General features: G+C 57.4%; 23 protein-coding genes. 19 read left to right on the forward strand and 4 right to left on the reverse strand.

What is annotated here, in order from left to right; translation table 11 throughout:
• Positions 1-190 precede the first annotated feature (190 nt).
• The 4 genes from ACZZZ4_RS18645 to ACZZZ4_RS18660 form a co-directional block, all read right to left on the reverse strand.
• Complete coding sequence (locus ACZZZ4_RS18645) at positions 191-754, reverse strand: superinfection immunity protein (RefSeq protein ID WP_225927676.1); 564 nt, start codon at positions 752-754, stop codon at positions 191-193.
• Between the two features lie 135 nt (positions 755-889).
• On the reverse strand, positions 890-1,327 hold the full coding sequence (locus ACZZZ4_RS18650; protein WP_186565584.1) for a type II toxin-antitoxin system YafO family toxin: 438 nt from the start codon (positions 1,325-1,327) through the stop codon (positions 890-892).
• Positions 1,328-1,335: 8 nt separating this feature from the next.
• A complete protein-coding gene (locus ACZZZ4_RS18655) occupies positions 1,336-1,836 on the reverse strand; it encodes a hypothetical protein (protein WP_186565581.1) in 501 nt (166 codons plus the stop codon).
• Positions 1,837-2,192: 356 nt separating this feature from the next.
• Complete coding sequence (locus ACZZZ4_RS18660) at positions 2,193-2,981, reverse strand: LexA family transcriptional regulator (protein ID WP_186566059.1); 789 nt, start codon at positions 2,979-2,981, stop codon at positions 2,193-2,195.
• Between the two features lie 116 nt (positions 2,982-3,097).
• Between ACZZZ4_RS18660 and ACZZZ4_RS18665 the strand changes: the two genes are divergently transcribed.
• The 19 genes from ACZZZ4_RS18665 to ACZZZ4_RS18755 all read left to right on the forward strand — a co-directional run bounded on the left by ACZZZ4_RS18665 (position 3,098) and on the right by ACZZZ4_RS18755 (position 16,678).
• On the forward strand, positions 3,098-3,301 hold the full coding sequence (locus ACZZZ4_RS18665) for a Cro/CI family transcriptional regulator (RefSeq protein WP_186565579.1): 204 nt from the start codon (positions 3,098-3,100) through the stop codon (positions 3,299-3,301).
• A gap of 81 nt (positions 3,302-3,382) precedes the next feature.
• Complete coding sequence (locus tag ACZZZ4_RS18670) at positions 3,383-3,805, forward strand: phage regulatory CII family protein (protein ID WP_186565577.1); 423 nt, start codon at positions 3,383-3,385, stop codon at positions 3,803-3,805.
• A gap of 64 nt (positions 3,806-3,869) precedes the next feature.
• The gene (locus ACZZZ4_RS18675; RefSeq protein ID WP_186565575.1) at positions 3,870-4,721 is read left to right on the forward strand and encodes a BRO-N domain-containing protein; all 852 of its coding nucleotides are present in this window, start codon (positions 3,870-3,872) and stop codon (positions 4,719-4,721) included.
• Between the two features lies 1 nt (position 4,722).
• Complete coding sequence (locus tag ACZZZ4_RS18680; protein ID WP_463548405.1) at positions 4,723-5,694, forward strand: phage replication protein; 972 nt, start codon at positions 4,723-4,725, stop codon at positions 5,692-5,694.
• Entirely contained in the window at positions 5,681-6,478 is a 798-nt protein-coding gene (locus tag ACZZZ4_RS18685) for a hypothetical protein (RefSeq protein ID WP_463548406.1), read from the forward strand. The genes ACZZZ4_RS18680 and ACZZZ4_RS18685 overlap by 14 nt, the downstream gene beginning before the upstream one ends.
• The gene (locus ACZZZ4_RS18690; protein ID WP_463548407.1) at positions 6,475-7,047 is read left to right on the forward strand and encodes a hypothetical protein; all 573 of its coding nucleotides are present in this window, start codon (positions 6,475-6,477) and stop codon (positions 7,045-7,047) included. The genes ACZZZ4_RS18685 and ACZZZ4_RS18690 overlap by 4 nt, the downstream gene beginning before the upstream one ends.
• Positions 7,044-7,445 carry a recombination protein NinB gene (locus tag ACZZZ4_RS18695; protein WP_463548408.1) on the forward strand — a complete coding sequence of 134 codons (402 nt, stop codon included), beginning with the start codon at positions 7,044-7,046 and terminating at the stop codon, positions 7,443-7,445. The genes ACZZZ4_RS18690 and ACZZZ4_RS18695 overlap by 4 nt, the downstream gene beginning before the upstream one ends.
• Positions 7,445-8,035, forward strand: a complete 591-nt coding sequence (locus tag ACZZZ4_RS18700; RefSeq protein ID WP_463548409.1) for a recombination protein NinG — start codon at positions 7,445-7,447, stop codon at positions 8,033-8,035. Before ACZZZ4_RS18695 ends, ACZZZ4_RS18700 begins: the two co-directional genes overlap by 1 nt.
• Complete coding sequence (locus tag ACZZZ4_RS18705) at positions 8,032-8,709, forward strand: hypothetical protein (RefSeq protein ID WP_463548410.1); 678 nt, start codon at positions 8,032-8,034, stop codon at positions 8,707-8,709. Before ACZZZ4_RS18700 ends, ACZZZ4_RS18705 begins: the two co-directional genes overlap by 4 nt.
• Positions 8,710-8,879: 170 nt before the next feature.
• Positions 8,880-9,719, forward strand: coding sequence for a hypothetical protein (locus ACZZZ4_RS18710; RefSeq protein ID WP_463548411.1), 840 nt, complete (start codon positions 8,880-8,882; stop codon positions 9,717-9,719).
• Between the two features lie 178 nt (positions 9,720-9,897).
• Entirely contained in the window at positions 9,898-10,212 is a 315-nt protein-coding gene (locus ACZZZ4_RS18715) for a phage holin, lambda family (protein WP_162276419.1), read from the forward strand.
• Positions 10,209-10,595 carry a hypothetical protein gene (locus tag ACZZZ4_RS18720; protein WP_463548412.1) on the forward strand — a complete coding sequence of 129 codons (387 nt, stop codon included), beginning with the start codon at positions 10,209-10,211 and terminating at the stop codon, positions 10,593-10,595. The genes ACZZZ4_RS18715 and ACZZZ4_RS18720 overlap by 4 nt, the downstream gene beginning before the upstream one ends.
• The gene (locus ACZZZ4_RS18725) at positions 10,555-10,737 is read left to right on the forward strand and encodes a hypothetical protein (RefSeq protein ID WP_463548413.1); all 183 of its coding nucleotides are present in this window, start codon (positions 10,555-10,557) and stop codon (positions 10,735-10,737) included. Before ACZZZ4_RS18720 ends, ACZZZ4_RS18725 begins: the two co-directional genes overlap by 41 nt.
• A 467-nt stretch (positions 10,738-11,204) precedes the next feature.
• On the forward strand, positions 11,205-11,687 hold the full coding sequence (locus ACZZZ4_RS18730) for a hypothetical protein (protein WP_463548414.1): 483 nt from the start codon (positions 11,205-11,207) through the stop codon (positions 11,685-11,687).
• 90 nt (positions 11,688-11,777) lie between these two features.
• Positions 11,778-12,386 carry a putative metallopeptidase gene (locus ACZZZ4_RS18735; RefSeq protein ID WP_463548415.1) on the forward strand — a complete coding sequence of 203 codons (609 nt, stop codon included), beginning with the start codon at positions 11,778-11,780 and terminating at the stop codon, positions 12,384-12,386.
• Positions 12,387-12,418: 32 nt separating this feature from the next.
• Positions 12,419-12,895 (forward strand): DUF2280 domain-containing protein, encoded by a 477-nt coding sequence (locus tag ACZZZ4_RS18740; RefSeq protein ID WP_463548416.1) that lies wholly within the window; start codon positions 12,419-12,421, stop codon positions 12,893-12,895.
• 387 nt (positions 12,896-13,282) lie between these two features.
• A complete protein-coding gene (locus ACZZZ4_RS18745; protein ID WP_463548417.1) occupies positions 13,283-14,188 on the forward strand; it encodes a phage terminase large subunit family protein in 906 nt (301 codons plus the stop codon).
• Entirely contained in the window at positions 14,188-15,648 is a 1,461-nt protein-coding gene (locus ACZZZ4_RS18750; protein ID WP_463548418.1) for a DUF4055 domain-containing protein, read from the forward strand. The genes ACZZZ4_RS18745 and ACZZZ4_RS18750 overlap by 1 nt, the downstream gene beginning before the upstream one ends.
• Positions 15,566-16,678, forward strand: a complete 1,113-nt coding sequence (locus ACZZZ4_RS18755) for a minor capsid protein (protein WP_463548419.1) — start codon at positions 15,566-15,568, stop codon at positions 16,676-16,678. Before ACZZZ4_RS18750 ends, ACZZZ4_RS18755 begins: the two co-directional genes overlap by 83 nt.
• Positions 16,679-16,682: the final 4 nt, after the last annotated feature.

The following is a 16,682-nucleotide window of genomic DNA, read 5'->3' on the forward strand; positions in this document are numbered from 1 at the left end:
CCGGACTGGCCGGGTAGTCGTTCATGGCGCTGGTTGTTAAAGAGCGGCGCGGCTTTCACTGCTGGGCCGTTGCTGTCATGGCTTGCGAATAAAAGTAGCAGTGCTGCTATTCAAAGTAAATAGCGCTGCTAATAATAAATTCTTTGGGCGTAAAAAAGCCCGCACATGGCGGGCTTGGGAAAAGCGGGGTTCAGTCGAGAATTGGCGGGTATTTCCCGCTTACGGAATCCCGGTACATGATTTCACTGAAAAGCCTCGGCTCATTCCGTAGGAGCGCTGAGGCTTGTTTGGCTTCGTCCTTCGTTTCAAAAGGGCCGGCTCCAATTGCCGCGCCAATCATTGGAACCACAGGAAGTCCGAGCGACTTGATCGCCTCGATGGTGCTTAACTGCTCTTCACCAGCCTTGCACGGCACAGACGCAACCCACCCGTTCTTAAGGCGCGGCACCTGAATAGCATCAACATCAGCGCCGCAGTGCTTGCACTTGATGGCTGCGCTCTTGATCGTTTCGGCGCAGAAAGGGCAGGCCCGCTCGGCGGCCGCACCGGATGCTACCGCCGAATTGCTTTTCGGTTCCTTTGTGTTTGCGGAGGAGGCCCAGACCAATGCTACGACCCAGCCTAGAAACGTCCATCCAAGGAAAAGATTGACTAGGAAAATGGACGTTCCGTTGAGGTGCTTCCGATTCGAGGCAATGAATGTGGGAAGGAAATAGATGACGAAGCCGACCACCAGAAACAAAAAGCCAGCCATAGGACTTCCACTATCCATATCGTAAAACCTGATCCATTGAAGGGGGTGGGGCGCGTATTTTACCATTCGTGGCGGTACGCCACCATTGACTGGGAGGGAGGAGGGGGAATGAAGAAGCCCGGCGCTAGCCGGGCATCAGTTCTGTTCGCGCCACTCTTTTGCTAGGTGAGCCAAATATCGCATAACTACGTTGTTTCTTGCTTGTTCGTGAGCGTCCGGCCAGAAGAATGCAAGAATCAAATAGTGATCTTCCTCAAGCTCCCCCTGCACGTAAACCAATGCTGCGTCCTCGTGAGGCTTCTTAAAGTCGCACACCCGGTAATATTGAGCGCAGTCCTGGCGAAACCTGCCCGGCGGAAGCTTGATGTGGATATGAGATAGGTGAGCGTTGAGCGCTGCCTGCGGCTGGGTATAGGGGGCGTCTCTGCCAAAATACAAGGGCGTTCTGGTTTGTCTCGATTCCATGTAAGCCAGAAAGTCAGAAGCAATTTTCGCGGATAAACCTGGATATTTTTTATCAATCGGCTCGAAAAACTCTGCGAACGTCGCCTCGTGGAAGCTTACAGAAGCCATTTTCTCCCTTAGGCGATATGCGCCAAGCGGGCATTCGTGAAACTTGCCAGCTCTTTCAATCCATTGAAATTTACTTCTGTATCTATGTATTCAGGCATGCGAGTAGCTTGACGATAGAGGCTGTCTAGCTCAGCAAGCCTGGCGCGAGTTCCGGCTACAACACGTCGAAATTTCAGGTGGTCAGCGGCCAACTGCACCGGTGGCTGCGCACTCTTAAGAGCCGACTCTAAAGCTCGAGTTGCGTTTAGCAGCTCTGCTACTCGAGAAAATTCCTGATGAGCAATGTTGTCACGTTTGAGGCAAGCCCTCAAAGCGCTCGCAAATATTCCATCGAGCGCAGACCAACCTTCAGCTAATTCCTTTAGCTCTTTCCGCATTTCCGCAAGCTCCAGATGGTTGCATTCCACCTCCAAGCGAGGGGGCGGGCTCTGATGTGTTGCGGCTTCGGAGTAGCTACCCATCAAAGCGAGAGCTGCAACCATCATCTGTGATGCTGCGCGATAATCCACGATGAGGATCTCCAAATTTAAAAACAACCGGATGTCGCTTCGCAGCGAGAAAACTCCGGATCAGTCGTTAGACGTTAAGCTTTTTGGAAAACGTCACACACAATGATCATACGGCAGTTTATTTTTTTTCCGATGGAATCCGATGTGCGCCATGACCGTGTATCGGTGTAAGAGATCTCTTACAAGGATGCATGGTGCATGGCTTTCCGCGTTTCGCACAACGGCATCAGCGGCTGGAGCTGGGGGGTACCGGGCAATTAAGCCTATATTGTTGGTGGTCAATATATTGAAAAATACTGGATACTCGACGGTTGCGAAGATTCAACGGCGGAAGTGTCAATTTATGGAAAATGCCTCTATCGCGAGTACATCGCCCACCAAAAAACATGTCCAAGGATCGATATCTGCTGCTCCTGGATCTGCTGGAATGTGTAGTCCTCATCCGGATGCTCGTCACGGTTGAAGCTACGCAGGCGAAGACCAGTAGGGATGCGATAGACCTGCTTCACGCGAAGCTGGCCGTTGTGGTTTATTGCGTACATCTCGCCGTCGACGATATCGCTCAGGGAGTTTTTCCCCACGTTCACGCCGACGGTGGCGCCGTCGCGCAGCACAGGCACCATGCTGTTGCCACCGACCTTCACGCACTTCGCATTGCTGAACTGAACGCCGTTGTGGCGCAGGTCCTTCTTGTTGAAGCGCAAGCGTGAGTTGGCGCTTTCCTCAATCGCAAACCTGCCAGATCCGGCCGCCAGTTCGACTTCATGAAGGAAGGGGACGTAGACCTCATCGTCATCGAGCGGGGTTTCGTCGTCCCAAGTCTCGATGCTTCCTAATTTTACGCTTGGCTGTACGCGGTCCTGCTGCACGCTGGCAACAGTGGATAACAGTCGAGAGCTGACCTCGCTTGCGTCGAAGTTGAGCGCCTTTGCGAGCTTCAGCAGCGCTTCCACATTTAGTGGCACCTTCCCGGTGGCGTATTGGCTGAATGCGCTTTGCCCAGACCATCCGCACGCTTCGGCAACGTCCGCCTGCGTCAGGCTGCGCCCGGCAGCTTTTGCAGCTGACTTCCGCTGTTCGTAGATGGCCTTGAGCCTGGCGCTCTCGGCGACTTCTTCGGTGGTTAGGGGGCGACGTATTTTCATACGAATAAGAGTATTAGCAGAGCTGATATCCAAGCAAACAGCGCTGCTAGTATTTTGTTGCTGATAAAAAGCAGCGCTGCTACTATCCATGGCAGATATCAAGCCGTGGAAATTCCATGAAAAAGATCCCTTTGAGCAAATACCTAGAAGAGCACGGCACCCAAGCCGCGCTTGCTGCTGCTCTCGGCGTGAACCAGAGCGCGATCTCGCAAATGGTTAGAGCCGGTAGAAGCATCGAAATCACCCTTTATGGCGACGGCCGTATTGAGGCGAATGAGATTCGTCCGATCCCGGCGCGCCCAAAGCGCACAGCAGCCTGAGGCAGTCATTGCTTGCTGCCTAAACAAATGATCGCCCACGCACTGGCAGAGCGCCACGGAAACAAATTAGAGGTTTTACGAATGGAAGATTTTCTGCGGGCCTGCCAGAGCGCTGTCCTGGATAACGAAGCCAAGACCCTTGCTGCAAAGATGGGCGTTCCACACGTTGGCCTGCTTCAGCGCGCCAATCCGGACAACGATGCTCACCACCTGACGGTGGAGCACCTATTCGGAATTTTGTTGCACACCGGTGATATGCGGCCTCTGGCGGCACTGGCGAACGAGTTCGGTTTCGACCTCGTTACGAAAACCGCGCCCGCGCCACAAGCGCTGACCAAGTCACTAATCAATGTCGGCAAGGAAGTAGCCGATCTGACGATTGCGGTGCACCAAGCACTAGATGACAACCACGTCAGCGCTTTCGAGAAAAATCTGATCCGTCAGGAAATCAACCACGTCCGGCAAAGCCTTGATGTGATGGATGCCTCGGTGAAGGCCGCCTGAATCCCGGGCACAAAAGAGCCGACGGAGAAGGTCGGCTGATTCGCAAAACTAGAGAGGCCCGATTATGCAGAGCCAGCCAAATTCCAGCAATACCCCTAACAATGTCGCGACACGTTTTAACAAATCGCAAAACGTGTCGCGCACCTCATCAGTAATTCCTTTCGACTTCGATGGTGGCGCCATCCGCGTTATCACCGACGGGCTCGGCGATCCGTGGTTCGTTGCCCGTGACGTAGCCGACGCCCTGGGTTATGCAAAGCCAGAGAACGCTATCTCCCGTCACTGCAAGGCCGCGACCACTACCCCGAAACAGGGTGGTGGATTCATGACGGTTATTCCTGAGCGCGATGTCTACCGACTGGTGATGCGCTCCAAGCTTGTCGGCGCCGAGCGCTTCGAAGAATGGGTGGTTGGCGAGGTGCTGCCAAGCATTCGCAAAACCGGGAAGTTCGAAGCCTCCAGCCCTAGCAGCTCGAAGGTTGTCGGGGAATTGGCGCTAATGGAGTGCTATACGCGCCTCCTAAAGCCGTCGCCCTCAAGCCAGGTGATGATGCTGGCGAAGATCGCCACCAACAACGGTCTGGAGTCGAGCTTCCTGCCGGCCTACGCGATTGATGCCGCGCCAGATGCCTCAGGCGGCAGCTCGATGCCAACCAAGGCCATAACCGCGCTGATCAAAGATCACTGTATCGCCAGTACCGCACGCACTTTCAACATTGCACTGGAAGCTCACGGCTTTCTCAAAGTCCTTCAGCGCAAAAACTCCAAACAAGAGATGGTCGACTTCTGGTCGGTGACTGACAAGGGGCTGGCCTACGGCAAGAACCTCACCAGCCCTCAATGCCCCCGCGAAACACAGCCTCACTGGTACGTCGATCGCTTCCTCGAACTGGCCAAACTGGTCGGGAAGGCCTGATATGCAATTCACCGTCACGATCAATCAGGTGAAGGCGTTGGAGTGGGGGCTGAACTCTCAGCAGGCCCTGCTGTTCGCCTTCGTCTACGGCTGCCCGAGCTGGACCAAGCCAATCAAGACCGACGACGGGATCTTCTTCGCGCTGAGCAAGGCCAAGATCATCGAGGAGCTGCCGCTGCTCACCGACAAGCCAGACACTGCTTACCGCATGTTGAAGGCCCTGCAAGAGGCAGGTTTGATTGAGCTTTCAAGCACCGCGAACATCACCCTGTTTCGCTTGACCGAGAAGGCGATCGAGTGGAACCAGAAGCTCGACGGGTCGGAAAAATATCCGCCCCCACCAAAGAACGAGAGTCGGAAAAAAATCCGATCTACCTCGGAGAAAAATCCGAACAAGCTCGGAGAAAAATCCGAGCAAGGGTCGGAAAAATCTCCGACAAATCAGGATACCAATCATCAGGGTACCAATCAGGATACCAGTCAGAAATTGCATGGCAGCCCGGACAAGCCGGCCCGCAATCTGGTTCTGGTGGTTGATCGCACCGATGCGCCACGGGTTGAGATTCCCGCTGACATGCCGGGCCCAAAAGACCAGTCCTGCAAAACCTTCAAGGTCTGGGCGAACTACGCGATGGCCTACCGCAAGCGCTACAGCACCTGGCCCGTGTGGAACGCCAAGGTCGGTGGCCAGCTCGGTCAACTCGTCGACCGCCTCGGCGCCGATGTCGCTCATCACGTCGCAGCTCACTTCCTGAAAACCAGCGATGCCGCCGTTCTGCGCAAGTGCCACAGCCTCAACGAACTGCTGGCCAACGCCGAGAGCTATCACACCCAGTGGGTGACGGGTCAGCGCATCAACGGAACAACCGCGCGCCAGATGGAACGCACCGAGGCGAACGTATCCGCTGCCGAGCAAGCCGCGCAAATGGTCTTGGCTAAGCGCCAAGCGGGAGAGCGCAATGAGTACCTTTGAAATGAACGATCAGCAGGTTGCCGGGCTTGCTGCAGCGATCTGCGCCACCGCCGAGGCCATGGGTCAGGAAATGAACCCAGGTACCGCGGCGATCATGGCCGAAGATCTCTGTGCTTACCCGGTGCAGGTGGTGAAGGCCGCGCTGAAGGCTTGCCGCTTCGAAGTGAAAGGCAAGTTGGCCATGGCTGACATCCTCCAGCGAGTTCAGGTTGCAGATGGTCGCCCGGGCAAGGACGAAGCTTGGGCAATCGCCATGACTACGAACGACGAGTTCGAAACCGTGGTGCTGACCGATGAAATCCAGCTCGCGCTGGCAGCCGCGAAACCTGTACTCGATGCCGGCGACAAGGTCGGTGCGCGCATGGCGTTCAACAGCGCTTACGAGCGTTTGGTGGGTCAGGCTCGTGAGGACAACAAACACGTCAATTGGCACGTGTCGGTCGGTTTCGACGCCAACCGCCGTACCCAGGCGATCACCAAGGCTGTGCAGATGCAGCGGATCCCGCAGGAGCGAGCTCAGCAGTACCTGGCCGACTTGAGTGTCGTGCCGGTCACTGAAGACGGTCGGGCCGTCGTTGCACTGCTCACCGGTGAGGTTGCGCGGCCTTCGCCAAAACTGCGCGAGAGGCTCGCCGCGGTGAAGGGTTCGATGCTCGCCATGCGCAAAGCATCAGCCGAGGAAAAAACAGAAATGCGAATTCAGGCAGCCAATGAGCTGGCGGATCGCCGGGCGCTGCTCATTCAGCAGGTCGAACAATTGGAAGCAAGGAGTGCGGCTCAATGAGCATTGATAAACAAAAACTCCAGAAGCTGCTGTGGGCCGAAGCCGCGTCCTTCCGTGCCGACTGCGCAGACTGGAAGCGCAACACCGAGGCGCTGCAGGAATTCCTCGGGGAGAAGACCGTGGAGGAGGTGGCGCTGGAGCTGCTGGCCGAGAACGATCGGCTTTCTGCATCGCCGGAGCGCCAGATCATCCGCGCCGCTGTAACCGAAGCGGTCAAGGGGATCGCCGACGCTGCAGCAGCGGATGCCAAGGCTGGGACGCTCAAGGAGATTGAGCAACTCAAGGCCGAGAACGAGGCGCTGCGAAGCGTGATGGCTTGCGTAGTGAACGAGATACCTAACCAGACCATCCGCAATGGCAACGCGCCCGGGCACTGTCACGCCATCCCCGGAGTTTGGGATCAAGGTAACGGCGCAAAGTCTGGAACCGAATGCGCCTGGTGCAAGGTCTGGAATGCCGCGACGGCTATGAGCAACGAGCGGCCGCTCACCTGTGGGAGCGAGCAAGGGTCCACTTCGGCTGAAACGCCCGTTCCAGAGCGCTCTGCCTGTAGGAGCGAGAACCCATGAATCCCGAATACACAATCCGCGACCGAAGCGATATCAACCGCCTCATGGGCGTCCTGCACGCAACCGACTTCACCAAACCCAAGATCGTGGTCATCAAGGACGAGAAGCGCCCCGACGTCTGCAACCGCAAGATGTGGGCAATGCTCAAGGACGTATCCGAGCAGGTGGTCTGGCACGGCAAGAAGCTGACCAGTGAGGACTGGAAGTGCCTTTTCAGTGCCTCGCTGGAGAAGCAGCGCGCGGAGCCTGGCCTCGACGGTGGCTTTGTCGTGATGGCCGTATCGACACGCAAGCAGTCGCAGAAGTGGTTCAGCGATCTGTTCGAACTGATGCATGCCTTCGGCGCCGAGCATGGTGTCCGCTGGACTGAGCAGGACAAGTGGGGAGGGCGGTATTGATGCGAACCGCCATCAAGGAACGGAAGGCCCCGAAGCCGAAGAAGTGCAAGAACCCAGCGTGCGGCATCAGCTTCCCGCCGCAGCGCTTGGGTCAGGCGGTATGCAGTCCGAAGTGCGCGCTGGCCATGGCGCCGGCGAACACCGAGAAAGCCCGCAAGGCAATCGCCCAGCGCGACCGCCGCGAGATCCAGGTGCGCAAGGAGAAGCTGAAGAGCAGGGCGGAGCACATGCGCGAAGCCCAGGCCGCGTTTAACGAGTGGGTCCGGCTGCGTGATTCCGATCGCCCTTGCGTGAGCTGCGGTCGCCACCATGAAGGCCAATACCACGCTGGACACTATCGCTCTGTGGGAGCGAACCCCGAGCTGCGATTCGAACCGCTCAACGTGTGGAAGCAGTGCGCGCCATGCAACACGCACCTGTCCGGCAATTTGGTGAATTACCGGATCGCGCTCGAGCAGCTCATCGGCGCCGAAACAGTCGCATGGCTCGAGGGGCCTCATCCGGCCCGCAAATACACCGTTGAAGAAATCAAATCCATCAAAGCCGACTACCGGGCGAAGTCCAAAGAACTGAAAAAGGAAGCAGCATGAAACTGATCAACGCAAGGCAGGTGTGGACTGAGGCTCAGCACGAATCGAACGCGTCGATCAGCGCTGCGGCCATTGAGCGCGGTGCATCGGCACCGGTGAAGAAGGGCGCGCGGATGCGCCGGCACGAGGCGGTGTTTGCGGCGCTGGGCGAGGACAAGGAAGAGCGCATCGAGATCGTCCGCCAGCGGATCAGCATCAGCGAAACGCGGCGCACACCTGTAGGTCGGTCCACCGCCCGCGCTGCGCACCTGGCCACGATCGGGAAGGTGCTGCGCGCCATCGACACGTTGCCATTCCAGGTGCAGCAGTTCGGGCACTACCTGTATCACCCAGCAATGACCATGCGACATCTGCTGAACGCAGTGCTGCTGGTCACGGCGAAAGCGGCGCTGCTGGATTTGACCTCTGCCAAGCGCGTGAAGGCGCAGTATCTGGTCACGCTGGCCCTGCAATCGTACAAGGGGGAAGTGCACGGGGCGGCTGAATGGGGGCCGGCGCGCGTGGCTGCCGAGATGCAAAACTTCTTCGGCGTCACGATCGATCCAAAGAATTGGAAGCGCGATTGGCTCGGCTTGTGGGAGTCTCTGAAGGAAGTCATTACAGAAGTGGATATTCAAGCGCAACAGCCATTGTGGCAGGTGATTCAATTAGAAAATGATCAAGAGGCGGCATAATAGTGTTGACATGACGGCGTTTTGAGCGTACTTTTCCCATAGTGCACGAGTAACGCGAAACGCACACGAAACCCGGCCATGTGCCGGGTTTTCTCGTTTTAAAGAATCTAGCTTATTGTTTCTCCTTGTGTGATGGCATTATGGATCCCATTTGATTTGGGAGGTTCGTAATGGGTGACGCTATGATCACCGCGATTGCCACGGGGCTATTAGTTCTTGTTGGCATAGCGCAAGTCGTAATTTTAGTAGGGCAGCGCAGACAGCTACGTCTGGACCTTGCGGAGACTTACCGTCGCCGATGGGCTGAGTGTCGTAAAGACTGGGCAGGCCTTGTATTTATTGGTCGTGCTGCTGGCGAGTTTTATCAGGTTGGAGATCGAGAAACCGTAAAGGTGCTTGAAAAAGCAGTCGCGCAGTATGACGGCTGTAGCCGCGATGCTTGGGTTTCTGATGCAGTGCGTTCAGTAACTTCTATGCTTAGTGACGTATCTTTACGCATCCTTCAAGGTCAGCTACACGTGAGCGATGTGTACCCAATTTTTGGAACTGAGTTACTGCGACACAGCAGAGCATTCCGCATACTTTTGGACGTTGACTACAAGCACGGTGGTTATGGGCTTTGCGATGATCCCGATCATGTGCGCAAGCATGACTACCTGCGCGGACATGTGCAGGAATGGCTCATATACCACGATGGCATTCGTCGCAGATGTCTTATCCTGATTGATTTGTTGTGGGCTGAGGCTGCTCGACTTGAGGACTTGCCTCCGTCGGAGCTTAAAAGCGCAGCTGATGCCAAAAAAGGGAGCGGAAAAGACAACAGGAATAGGCTCTGTGGCGAATTCAAACGCTTAAATGGTGTAACAGCATTCCGCCGGGGGCGGCGGTTGAGGAACTTTTTGCGCCATGCCGAATATCGTCAAAACTTCTCCACAAAAGGTGTTGATCCTAAGCGCTTAGCTACCCTCGAAGCGCAATGGCTAGATCGGTTACTTCATAATTATCGCTAAGCTATTGGTGGCGCGGGCAAGTCAGGGCGATAGATCCACTTCCAGAATAACTACAGGCCTCTGCATTCGCAGGGGCCTTTTCGTTTTCGGCTCCCCACACCCATTGCTCCGAGCTGGGAGTGCAGCGGACGCCGGATTTATCAATCTCCCCAAGGGGGAGGCAACCCGGATGCCAAACATGCCTGACAAGCCAGACACATGGGCCAAGATCTGGCTGGCGTTGAGCAATCCGCTCTGGCAGGGCGTGATCATGTCCATCACCGTATCGTTGCTTCGAGTCATGTACGACGCGAAGGAAACCAGTAAGCGCCGCATCGTTTTCGAGGCGCTGATCTGCGGATCGCTGAGCTTGGTCGCGTCGAGCATTATTGAGTGGATGGCCTGGCCTTCCAGTCTGTCGGTCGCTGCCGGTGGCACGATCGGCTTTCTTGGCGTGACAGCCATACGCGAACTGGTGACCCGTTTCCTCGGTCGCAAGGCGGATGCCGCATGAAGACTTTCGCTGCAGCAATCATCATCGCCCTGGTCGGCCTGCTCCTCATTGGGATTCAGCAGTCGCGTGTTGTCGCCCTTCGCGGGGAGGTGGCATTCGAAGCCAGCGAGAAGAAGAAGGCGGTCGACGCCAACCTCGAAAGCCAGGCCACGATCACCACGCTGCGCGCCGAAGCCGGGCGCAACGCCGATTATCAGAGAGACCTGAACAAGCGGCTAGAGGCCAGTCGGGCCAAGGCCAGAAAAGCGGAGAAGGACTTTGAAGACCTCAAGCGCAACAGCAAGCCTGTTCGTGATTGGGCTGCTCAGCCTATTCCTGACGGCCTGCGCGGGAAAGCCGTCAGTGGTAACAAAGACAGCGGCAGTAAGAGTCGAGCCCCCTGAACTGGTGCCATGTGAGCGGGTACCGGATGAAGACCTCGCCGACAATGGCCAGCTGTGGGAACTGAAGAACCAAGCCATCAACCTGCTCGACACTTGCGCAGATCAGGTAGACGCGCAGATCAAGCGCAGTCAGAGCAAGTAGGTCGCGACACGTTTCGCGAGAGTGCAAATTGTGTCGCGACACTGGAGAAGGGCATGACCGGAAAGATTCTCGAGTTCAAGCCGCAGGAGGCGCCGCATTCGGCCGGCGAGGCCATCTGCTCGAACTGTAAGCATGAGTGGGTCGCTGTAGCGCCCGCTGGATGTCGCAATCTCGAATGCCCGTCCTGCAGCTCTCACCGCGGAGTATTCAAGTGGCCGTATGGTCCGAGCGAGGGAGAGGAGGGCTACCAGTGCAACTGTGGCTCCGACGACTTCTTCATCATGCGTCGGAGCACCCAAGCGAACGGCGCTGTGTTCTGCCGAGGTTGTGGCAAAGAGGCCACTGGCTGGTTCCAATAATCAAGGATTCCCCATGACAACCAAACAACCCAACTGTGTTCGCAGGAGTGCGACTGGCTTATGAAGCGCGCTGAGCCATAATCACTCTCCCTACATTGGAGGTGACGAATGATAAAGCGATTGACAGAAGATCAGCACAGCGCGTTGATGCGAAGTAAAAAGTCATTACAGCAGGCATTTGATTATGCAGTGGAGGCGCAAAGCATTTTGCGCGATTACTTCGCTGATCCACGAGCGCGCGATCTGTTGGCAGTGTCCTTTGTGCCAAATGAGAAAGGGCTGGGCGCAGAAGTTCTTACTCCCTTTGGAAGAGGACGGGCTGTAGCCGTAAATGCGCTCGCAGACGACGGCGCGCATATCCGTTACATTTTTGAGAAGTTTGTAGGCGATGTCAGTGGGGCATCTGAATATGTGAAGCTTGCAGAAATCAGGATTCACGCAAGCGGCTTAGTGACATCTGAGGATGGAACAAAGCTGGCGGAACTAAACAGTCTATACGACAGCGAGAACTCGGACGCCGTTATAGCGGTTGGGCTGTCCGTAATCTTTGCTTTCGGGACGAGCACTCAATATTCCGTAGTCGCTGAATAGACAGCTCAGTACGCGCCGATCTGGAGCAAACTTCTCTCAGATCGGCCTCAATCTGCTTCTGGAAAGGAAGCCTTGCTTATCAGGTGGTTTATGCACAGGCCATCTCCCCCAGCCGATCTCCTTGACTTGCCTTCACTCAGATTGCGACCAGCACCCGAAGTATGGGAATGGCTCCAAACCGAAATCCTCGCCGACACCGGCAGCATCCACAACGAAGACCATGCCCATCTGGTCGATGCGGACGTGAGAGTCATGTGGGCGTCTGCTGCCTTCACGAAGAAGGGGCGCACGGTGGTAGGCCAGGCCGAACAGGTAGCGTTCCGCGCTGGTGGGTGGCAGAAGGCTCGCATGGAACAGCAGATGCTGGATTGGTTCGGCGACGTGCCGGCTTACATCATCACGCTGGCTGCCGACTACTGCGCTGATTGCTCGGACGCTGACTTCTGCGCACTGGTAGAGCATGAGTTGTACCACATCGCCCAGGCGACCGATCAGTACGGCGCACCCAAGTTCACCCAGGAAGGATTGCCCAAGCTTGAGATGCGCGGACACGACGTTGAAGAGTTCGTCGGTGTGGTGCGTCGGTATGGGACAAGCGCTCAAGTGCAAGAGCTGGTGGACGCTGCAAACAATCCTGCTGAGGTGGGGAAATTGAACATATCGAGGGCCTGCGGAACCTGTCTGCTCAAGTCGGCCTGAACTTCTGACAGGTTTTGACGGATGACAACCATATGGCAGCACTACGAAGCGAGGTCAAAGCCTTCATCGTTCAGGCTCTAGCCTGCTTTGATACGCCATCCCAGGTAGTCGAGTCGGTCAAGAAAGAGTTCGGCATCGAGCTCAGTCGGCAGCAGTGTGAATCCCACGACCCAACAAAGTTCGCTGGCCGAGGGCTTGGGGCGAAGTGGGTCGAGTTGTTCAACGACACCCGCAAGAGGTTTCGCGAAGAGACGGCCGAGATCCCGATCGCCAACCGAGCGTATCGACTTCGCACCTTGGGGCGCATGGCAGAGAAGGCCGAGAACATGAAGAACATGGCGCTGACTGCCCAGTTGCTGGAGCAGGCAGCCAAAGAAGTGGGCGACGTTTACGTGAATCGTCGCCTCGAACCTGAAAAACCTCTGGGCTCCCAAGCGGACCAGCAGCACGCCGTTGCTGAGTACACCCTGGAGCCTGATGAGAATGTCCCCGCTACCCCGTACCTATGACCCGCCGGTAAAGCTGACGCCGAAACAGGCGAACATCTACTGCTGGGGCTTCCAGCCTCAGGCGCGCTTCCGCGATGCTGTGTGTGGTCGACGGTTCGGCAAGACATTCTTGGGCAAAGCTGAGATGCGCCGAGCTGCTCGGCTGGCTGCTGAGTGGGGCGTGAGCGTCGAAGATGAGATCTGGTACGGCGCGCCGACCTTCAAGCAGGCCAAGCGTGTGTTCTGGCGACGGCTGAAGCAGGCGATCCCTGAGGCCTGGCGTGCACATCGCCCGAATGAGACGGAATGCTCGATCACGCTCAAGTCTGGCCACGTCATGCGCGTGGTGGGGCTCGACAACTACGACAACTTGCGGGGCTCCGGTCTGTTCTTCGTCCTGGTGGATGAATGGGCGGACTGCCCATGGGAAGCATGGGAAGAAGTTCTGCGCCCGATGCTCTCGACCTGCCAATACTCGATACCGGGCATTGGCATGCGGAAGGGGGGCACGCGCTACGCATCGGCACACCCAAGGGATTCAATCACTGCTACGACACGTTCCAAGACGGCCGGCCGGGGCATGAGCCTGATCACAAGAGCTGGCTCTACACATCGCTCGATGGCGGCAACGTTCCGGCTGAAGAGCTGGATGCGGCGCGCCGCAAGATGGACCCTCGAACCTTTCGACAGGAATACGAGGCCAGCTTTGAGAATTACGCAGGTGTTGTCTACTACACGTTCAATCGTGAGGCGAACCGCACCAGCGAAACCATCAAGCGCGGCGAGGCCTTGCACATCGGCATGGACTTCAACGTCATGAAGATGGCGGCAGTCGTGCACGTCATTCGCGATGACCTGCCATTGGCGCTCAGCGAGTTTTCAGATGTGCGGGACACGCCCGAGATGATCGAGAAGATCAAGCTCCGCTTTCCTGACCACAGCATTGCGATCTACCCGGACGCCAGCGGCCAGAACACAAGCAGCAAGAGCGCAAGCGAATCTGATCTGTCACTGCTGAAAAAGGCGGGATTTACCGTAGTGGTGGATTCGACCAACCCCGCTGTGAAGGATCGGGTCAACGCCATGTGCGCGATGTTCGCCAATACCTACGGCGAGCATCGATATCTGGTCAACGTCGACCAGTGTCCGAAATACACGCAGTGCCTGGAGCGCCAGATTTACACGGACAAGGGCGAGCCCGATAAGAAAGCTGGCTATGACCACCTGGTGGATGCCCCTGGCTACTTCATTGCCAAGCGGTACCCGATCAAAACACGCACAGGCGGAACACGCCGAATTGGAGGCTTGGCCTGATGCCAGTGCAATCGACAAACCCTGACTACGACGCGCACATCGCCGAGTGGGAAATGATGGATGACGCGCTCGAGGGTGAGTGCGCCGTCAAGCGTAACGAGCGCAACCTGCCCAAGCCGAGCGGCATGGTCGAAGCTGAGAAGCTCGACGCCACCGGCAACAAGTACCTCTACGAGAACTACACGAACCGTGCTCAGTACGAGCATTGGGTGCGCGACTCGCTGCGATCGATGATGGGTCTGGTTTCCCGGCTTATTCCGGAGATTGAGCTGCCCGCCGGCCTGAAGGGGGTCGAGGACAATGCCACTTCTGACGGCTTCGGCCTGAAGCAACTGTTCTTCCGGATGGTACGCCAGGCTATTTCACACGGCCGCGTCCCTCTGGTGGTGAACATCGATGAGCGCGGCGAACCGTACTTCTCGACATACGCCACTCGCAACGCCATCAACTGGGACACCGCTGATCAAGGCGGTCGCCAAGACCTGGTCCTTTCGGTGTTCCGGGAGTTCCGCAAGAAGGGCGGCGACCGCTACAGCCACGACTGCGACACGGTGTTTCGCGAGTTCTTCATGCAGGGCGAGACCTGTTACACCGCTGTACGGAACGAAGGTGGTGAGATCGTCGAGGAGGAGAAGCCCCTAGGCACCACTGGCACCGACAACCGACTGGTCAAAGGCCTGTCCTACCTGCCGGTGATCTATTGCGGCTCGACCGACAACTCGCCGGAAGTGGACGAGGTGCCGCTGCTCACAATGGCGCGCGCCGCGCTGAAGTCCTATCAACTGAGCGCTGACTACTTCACTGCGCTACACCAGACCAGCCACCCGCAACCTTGGGTGTCGGGCCTCGACGATTCAGTAGAGCTGAGTGTGACCGGGCCATCTGCGGCATGGGATCTCGGTCCAGCCGGCCAATGTGGCTACCTTGAGTTTCAAGGCGCCGGAATTGAAGCCGTCCGCAAGGCAATGGATGACCAGAAGAACGCCGCCCTTGAAGCGGGCGCCAAGGTCATGGACGTGGGCGGCACCGAGTCGGGCGAGGCGCGCAAAACCCGTCAGAACGACCAGCACGCCACGTTGCACAGCATTGTCGTCACGGTGGCAGAGGCAGTGGAGCAGGGTCTGCGGTACGCGGCTGAGTGGAAGAGCTACGACCCCAAGCAGGTCAAGTTCAAGGTGAGCCCTGAGTTTGTGACCCCAGTGGTCGATGCCCAAGTGCTTGCCGAGCTGCTCAAGGGCGTGATGGCTGGCACGATCAGCGCCGACACCTACTGGCAGTACCTCACCACTGCCAAACTGCCGGATCGCCCATACGAAGACGAAGCCGACCTGATCAGCGATGAGCGCGAGTCGGCCGGCATCAACCTGGATAAAGACGATGCCATCGACAAACCTGGCGCAGGCGGACAGCCAACTGCTGGAGCAGACGACGCGCCACTCGGTAATGCTGGAGCGTCTTAAAGCCGGCGAGGTTAAGAAGTTCGAGAAGTACCTTCGCCAGATCGACACGCTTGTGCGGGTGCAGTTGACCCGCAAGGAGCTGACCACCTACAGCCGGGACCGCCTTGAGCAGTTCCTGGCTCGTGTGGACGGCAAGCTGCTGGAGATCTACAACGCCTACGGCGACCTGGTACAGGCCGATCTGGTCGATATCGCTCTGTACGAGTCGACCTTTGAGGCCAACAGCCTGAGCAATGCGCTGTCCATCGATGCGGTGGTGCCGAGCAACACAGTGATCCGCGCGGCGGTGTTTTCCTATCCACTACAGGTGAAAGGCATCGACGGCGGCAAGCTGCTGAAGAGTTTCGTCAGTGGCTGGACGCGCACGGAGACGATGCGCGTGACGAACACCATCAGGCTTGGCTTCGGCCAGGGTCAAACGAACGCCCAGATCATTCGGGCGATTCGCGGAACCGCGGCGCAGAACTTCACGGACGGCATCCTCGCGGTGAGCAATCGCAACGCTGCTGCTGTGGTGCAGACCGCAATCCAGCATGTGGCCACGACGGCACGAATGGAGACGCTGAAAGCCAACAGCGACGTGGTGCTGGGCTATCGCTGGGTATCGACGCTCGACCGCAAGACTTCGCAGCAGTGCAAGGGCTTGGATGGCATGCGCTTCGACTTGGGCAAAGGGCCGCTTCCGCCGGCGCACATTAACTGCCGGTCAACTACGGTGCCGACCACCAGGCTTTCGGAGACGTTTGCCAAGGACGCCACGCGCGCTTCGGTGGGAGGCAATGGCGGTGCGCAGGTCGATGCGAGGCTGAACTATTACGAGTGGCTGGCAACGCAGCCGGCGAGCTTTCAGGATCATGCGCTCGGGCCTGTGCGCGCTAGGTTGTTCCGCGATGGGGGGCTGACGCCTGAGAAGTTCGCCAAGCTGCAGCTCGACAAGTCGTTCAAGCCTCTGACCCTTGCTCAACTCAAGGATCTTGAGCCTGACATGTTCAGCCGGGCAGGCGTTACACTCGGCGCTCAATCAGGCTGAGCAC

This window comes from Pseudomonas sp. AC252, assembly GCF_979258105.1.

Coding starts and splice junctions, on each gene's coding strand:
- ACZZZ4_RS18645 (WP_225927676.1), bottom strand. CDS start 754: ATGGCTGGCTTTTTGTTTCTGGTGGTCGGCTTCGTCATCTATTTCCTT.
- ACZZZ4_RS18650 (WP_186565584.1), bottom strand. CDS start 1,327: ATGGCTTCTGTAAGCTTCCACGAGGCGACGTTCGCAGAGTTTTTCGAG.
- ACZZZ4_RS18660 (WP_186566059.1), bottom strand. CDS start 2,981: ATGAAAATACGTCGCCCCCTAACCACCGAAGAAGTCGCCGAGAGCGCC.
- ACZZZ4_RS18665 (WP_186565579.1), top strand. CDS start 3,098: ATGAAAAAGATCCCTTTGAGCAAATACCTAGAAGAGCACGGCACCCAA.
- ACZZZ4_RS18670 (WP_186565577.1), top strand. CDS start 3,383: ATGGAAGATTTTCTGCGGGCCTGCCAGAGCGCTGTCCTGGATAACGAA.
- ACZZZ4_RS18675 (WP_186565575.1), top strand. CDS start 3,870: ATGCAGAGCCAGCCAAATTCCAGCAATACCCCTAACAATGTCGCGACA.
- ACZZZ4_RS18680 (WP_463548405.1), top strand. CDS start 4,723: ATGCAATTCACCGTCACGATCAATCAGGTGAAGGCGTTGGAGTGGGGG.
- ACZZZ4_RS18685 (WP_463548406.1), top strand. CDS start 5,681: ATGAGTACCTTTGAAATGAACGATCAGCAGGTTGCCGGGCTTGCTGCA.
- ACZZZ4_RS18690 (WP_463548407.1), top strand. CDS start 6,475: ATGAGCATTGATAAACAAAAACTCCAGAAGCTGCTGTGGGCCGAAGCC.
- ACZZZ4_RS18695 (WP_463548408.1), top strand. CDS start 7,044: ATGAATCCCGAATACACAATCCGCGACCGAAGCGATATCAACCGCCTC.
- ACZZZ4_RS18700 (WP_463548409.1), top strand. CDS start 7,445: ATGCGAACCGCCATCAAGGAACGGAAGGCCCCGAAGCCGAAGAAGTGC.
- ACZZZ4_RS18705 (WP_463548410.1), top strand. CDS start 8,032: ATGAAACTGATCAACGCAAGGCAGGTGTGGACTGAGGCTCAGCACGAA.
- ACZZZ4_RS18710 (WP_463548411.1), top strand. CDS start 8,880: ATGGGTGACGCTATGATCACCGCGATTGCCACGGGGCTATTAGTTCTT.
- ACZZZ4_RS18715 (WP_162276419.1), top strand. CDS start 9,898: ATGCCTGACAAGCCAGACACATGGGCCAAGATCTGGCTGGCGTTGAGC.
- ACZZZ4_RS18720 (WP_463548412.1), top strand. CDS start 10,209: ATGAAGACTTTCGCTGCAGCAATCATCATCGCCCTGGTCGGCCTGCTC.
- ACZZZ4_RS18730 (WP_463548414.1), top strand. CDS start 11,205: ATGATAAAGCGATTGACAGAAGATCAGCACAGCGCGTTGATGCGAAGT.
- ACZZZ4_RS18735 (WP_463548415.1), top strand. CDS start 11,778: ATGCACAGGCCATCTCCCCCAGCCGATCTCCTTGACTTGCCTTCACTC.
- ACZZZ4_RS18740 (WP_463548416.1), top strand. CDS start 12,419: ATGGCAGCACTACGAAGCGAGGTCAAAGCCTTCATCGTTCAGGCTCTA.
- ACZZZ4_RS18745 (WP_463548417.1), top strand. CDS start 13,283: ATGGGCGGACTGCCCATGGGAAGCATGGGAAGAAGTTCTGCGCCCGAT.
- ACZZZ4_RS18750 (WP_463548418.1), top strand. CDS start 14,188: ATGCCAGTGCAATCGACAAACCCTGACTACGACGCGCACATCGCCGAG.
- ACZZZ4_RS18755 (WP_463548419.1), top strand. CDS start 15,566: ATGCCATCGACAAACCTGGCGCAGGCGGACAGCCAACTGCTGGAGCAG.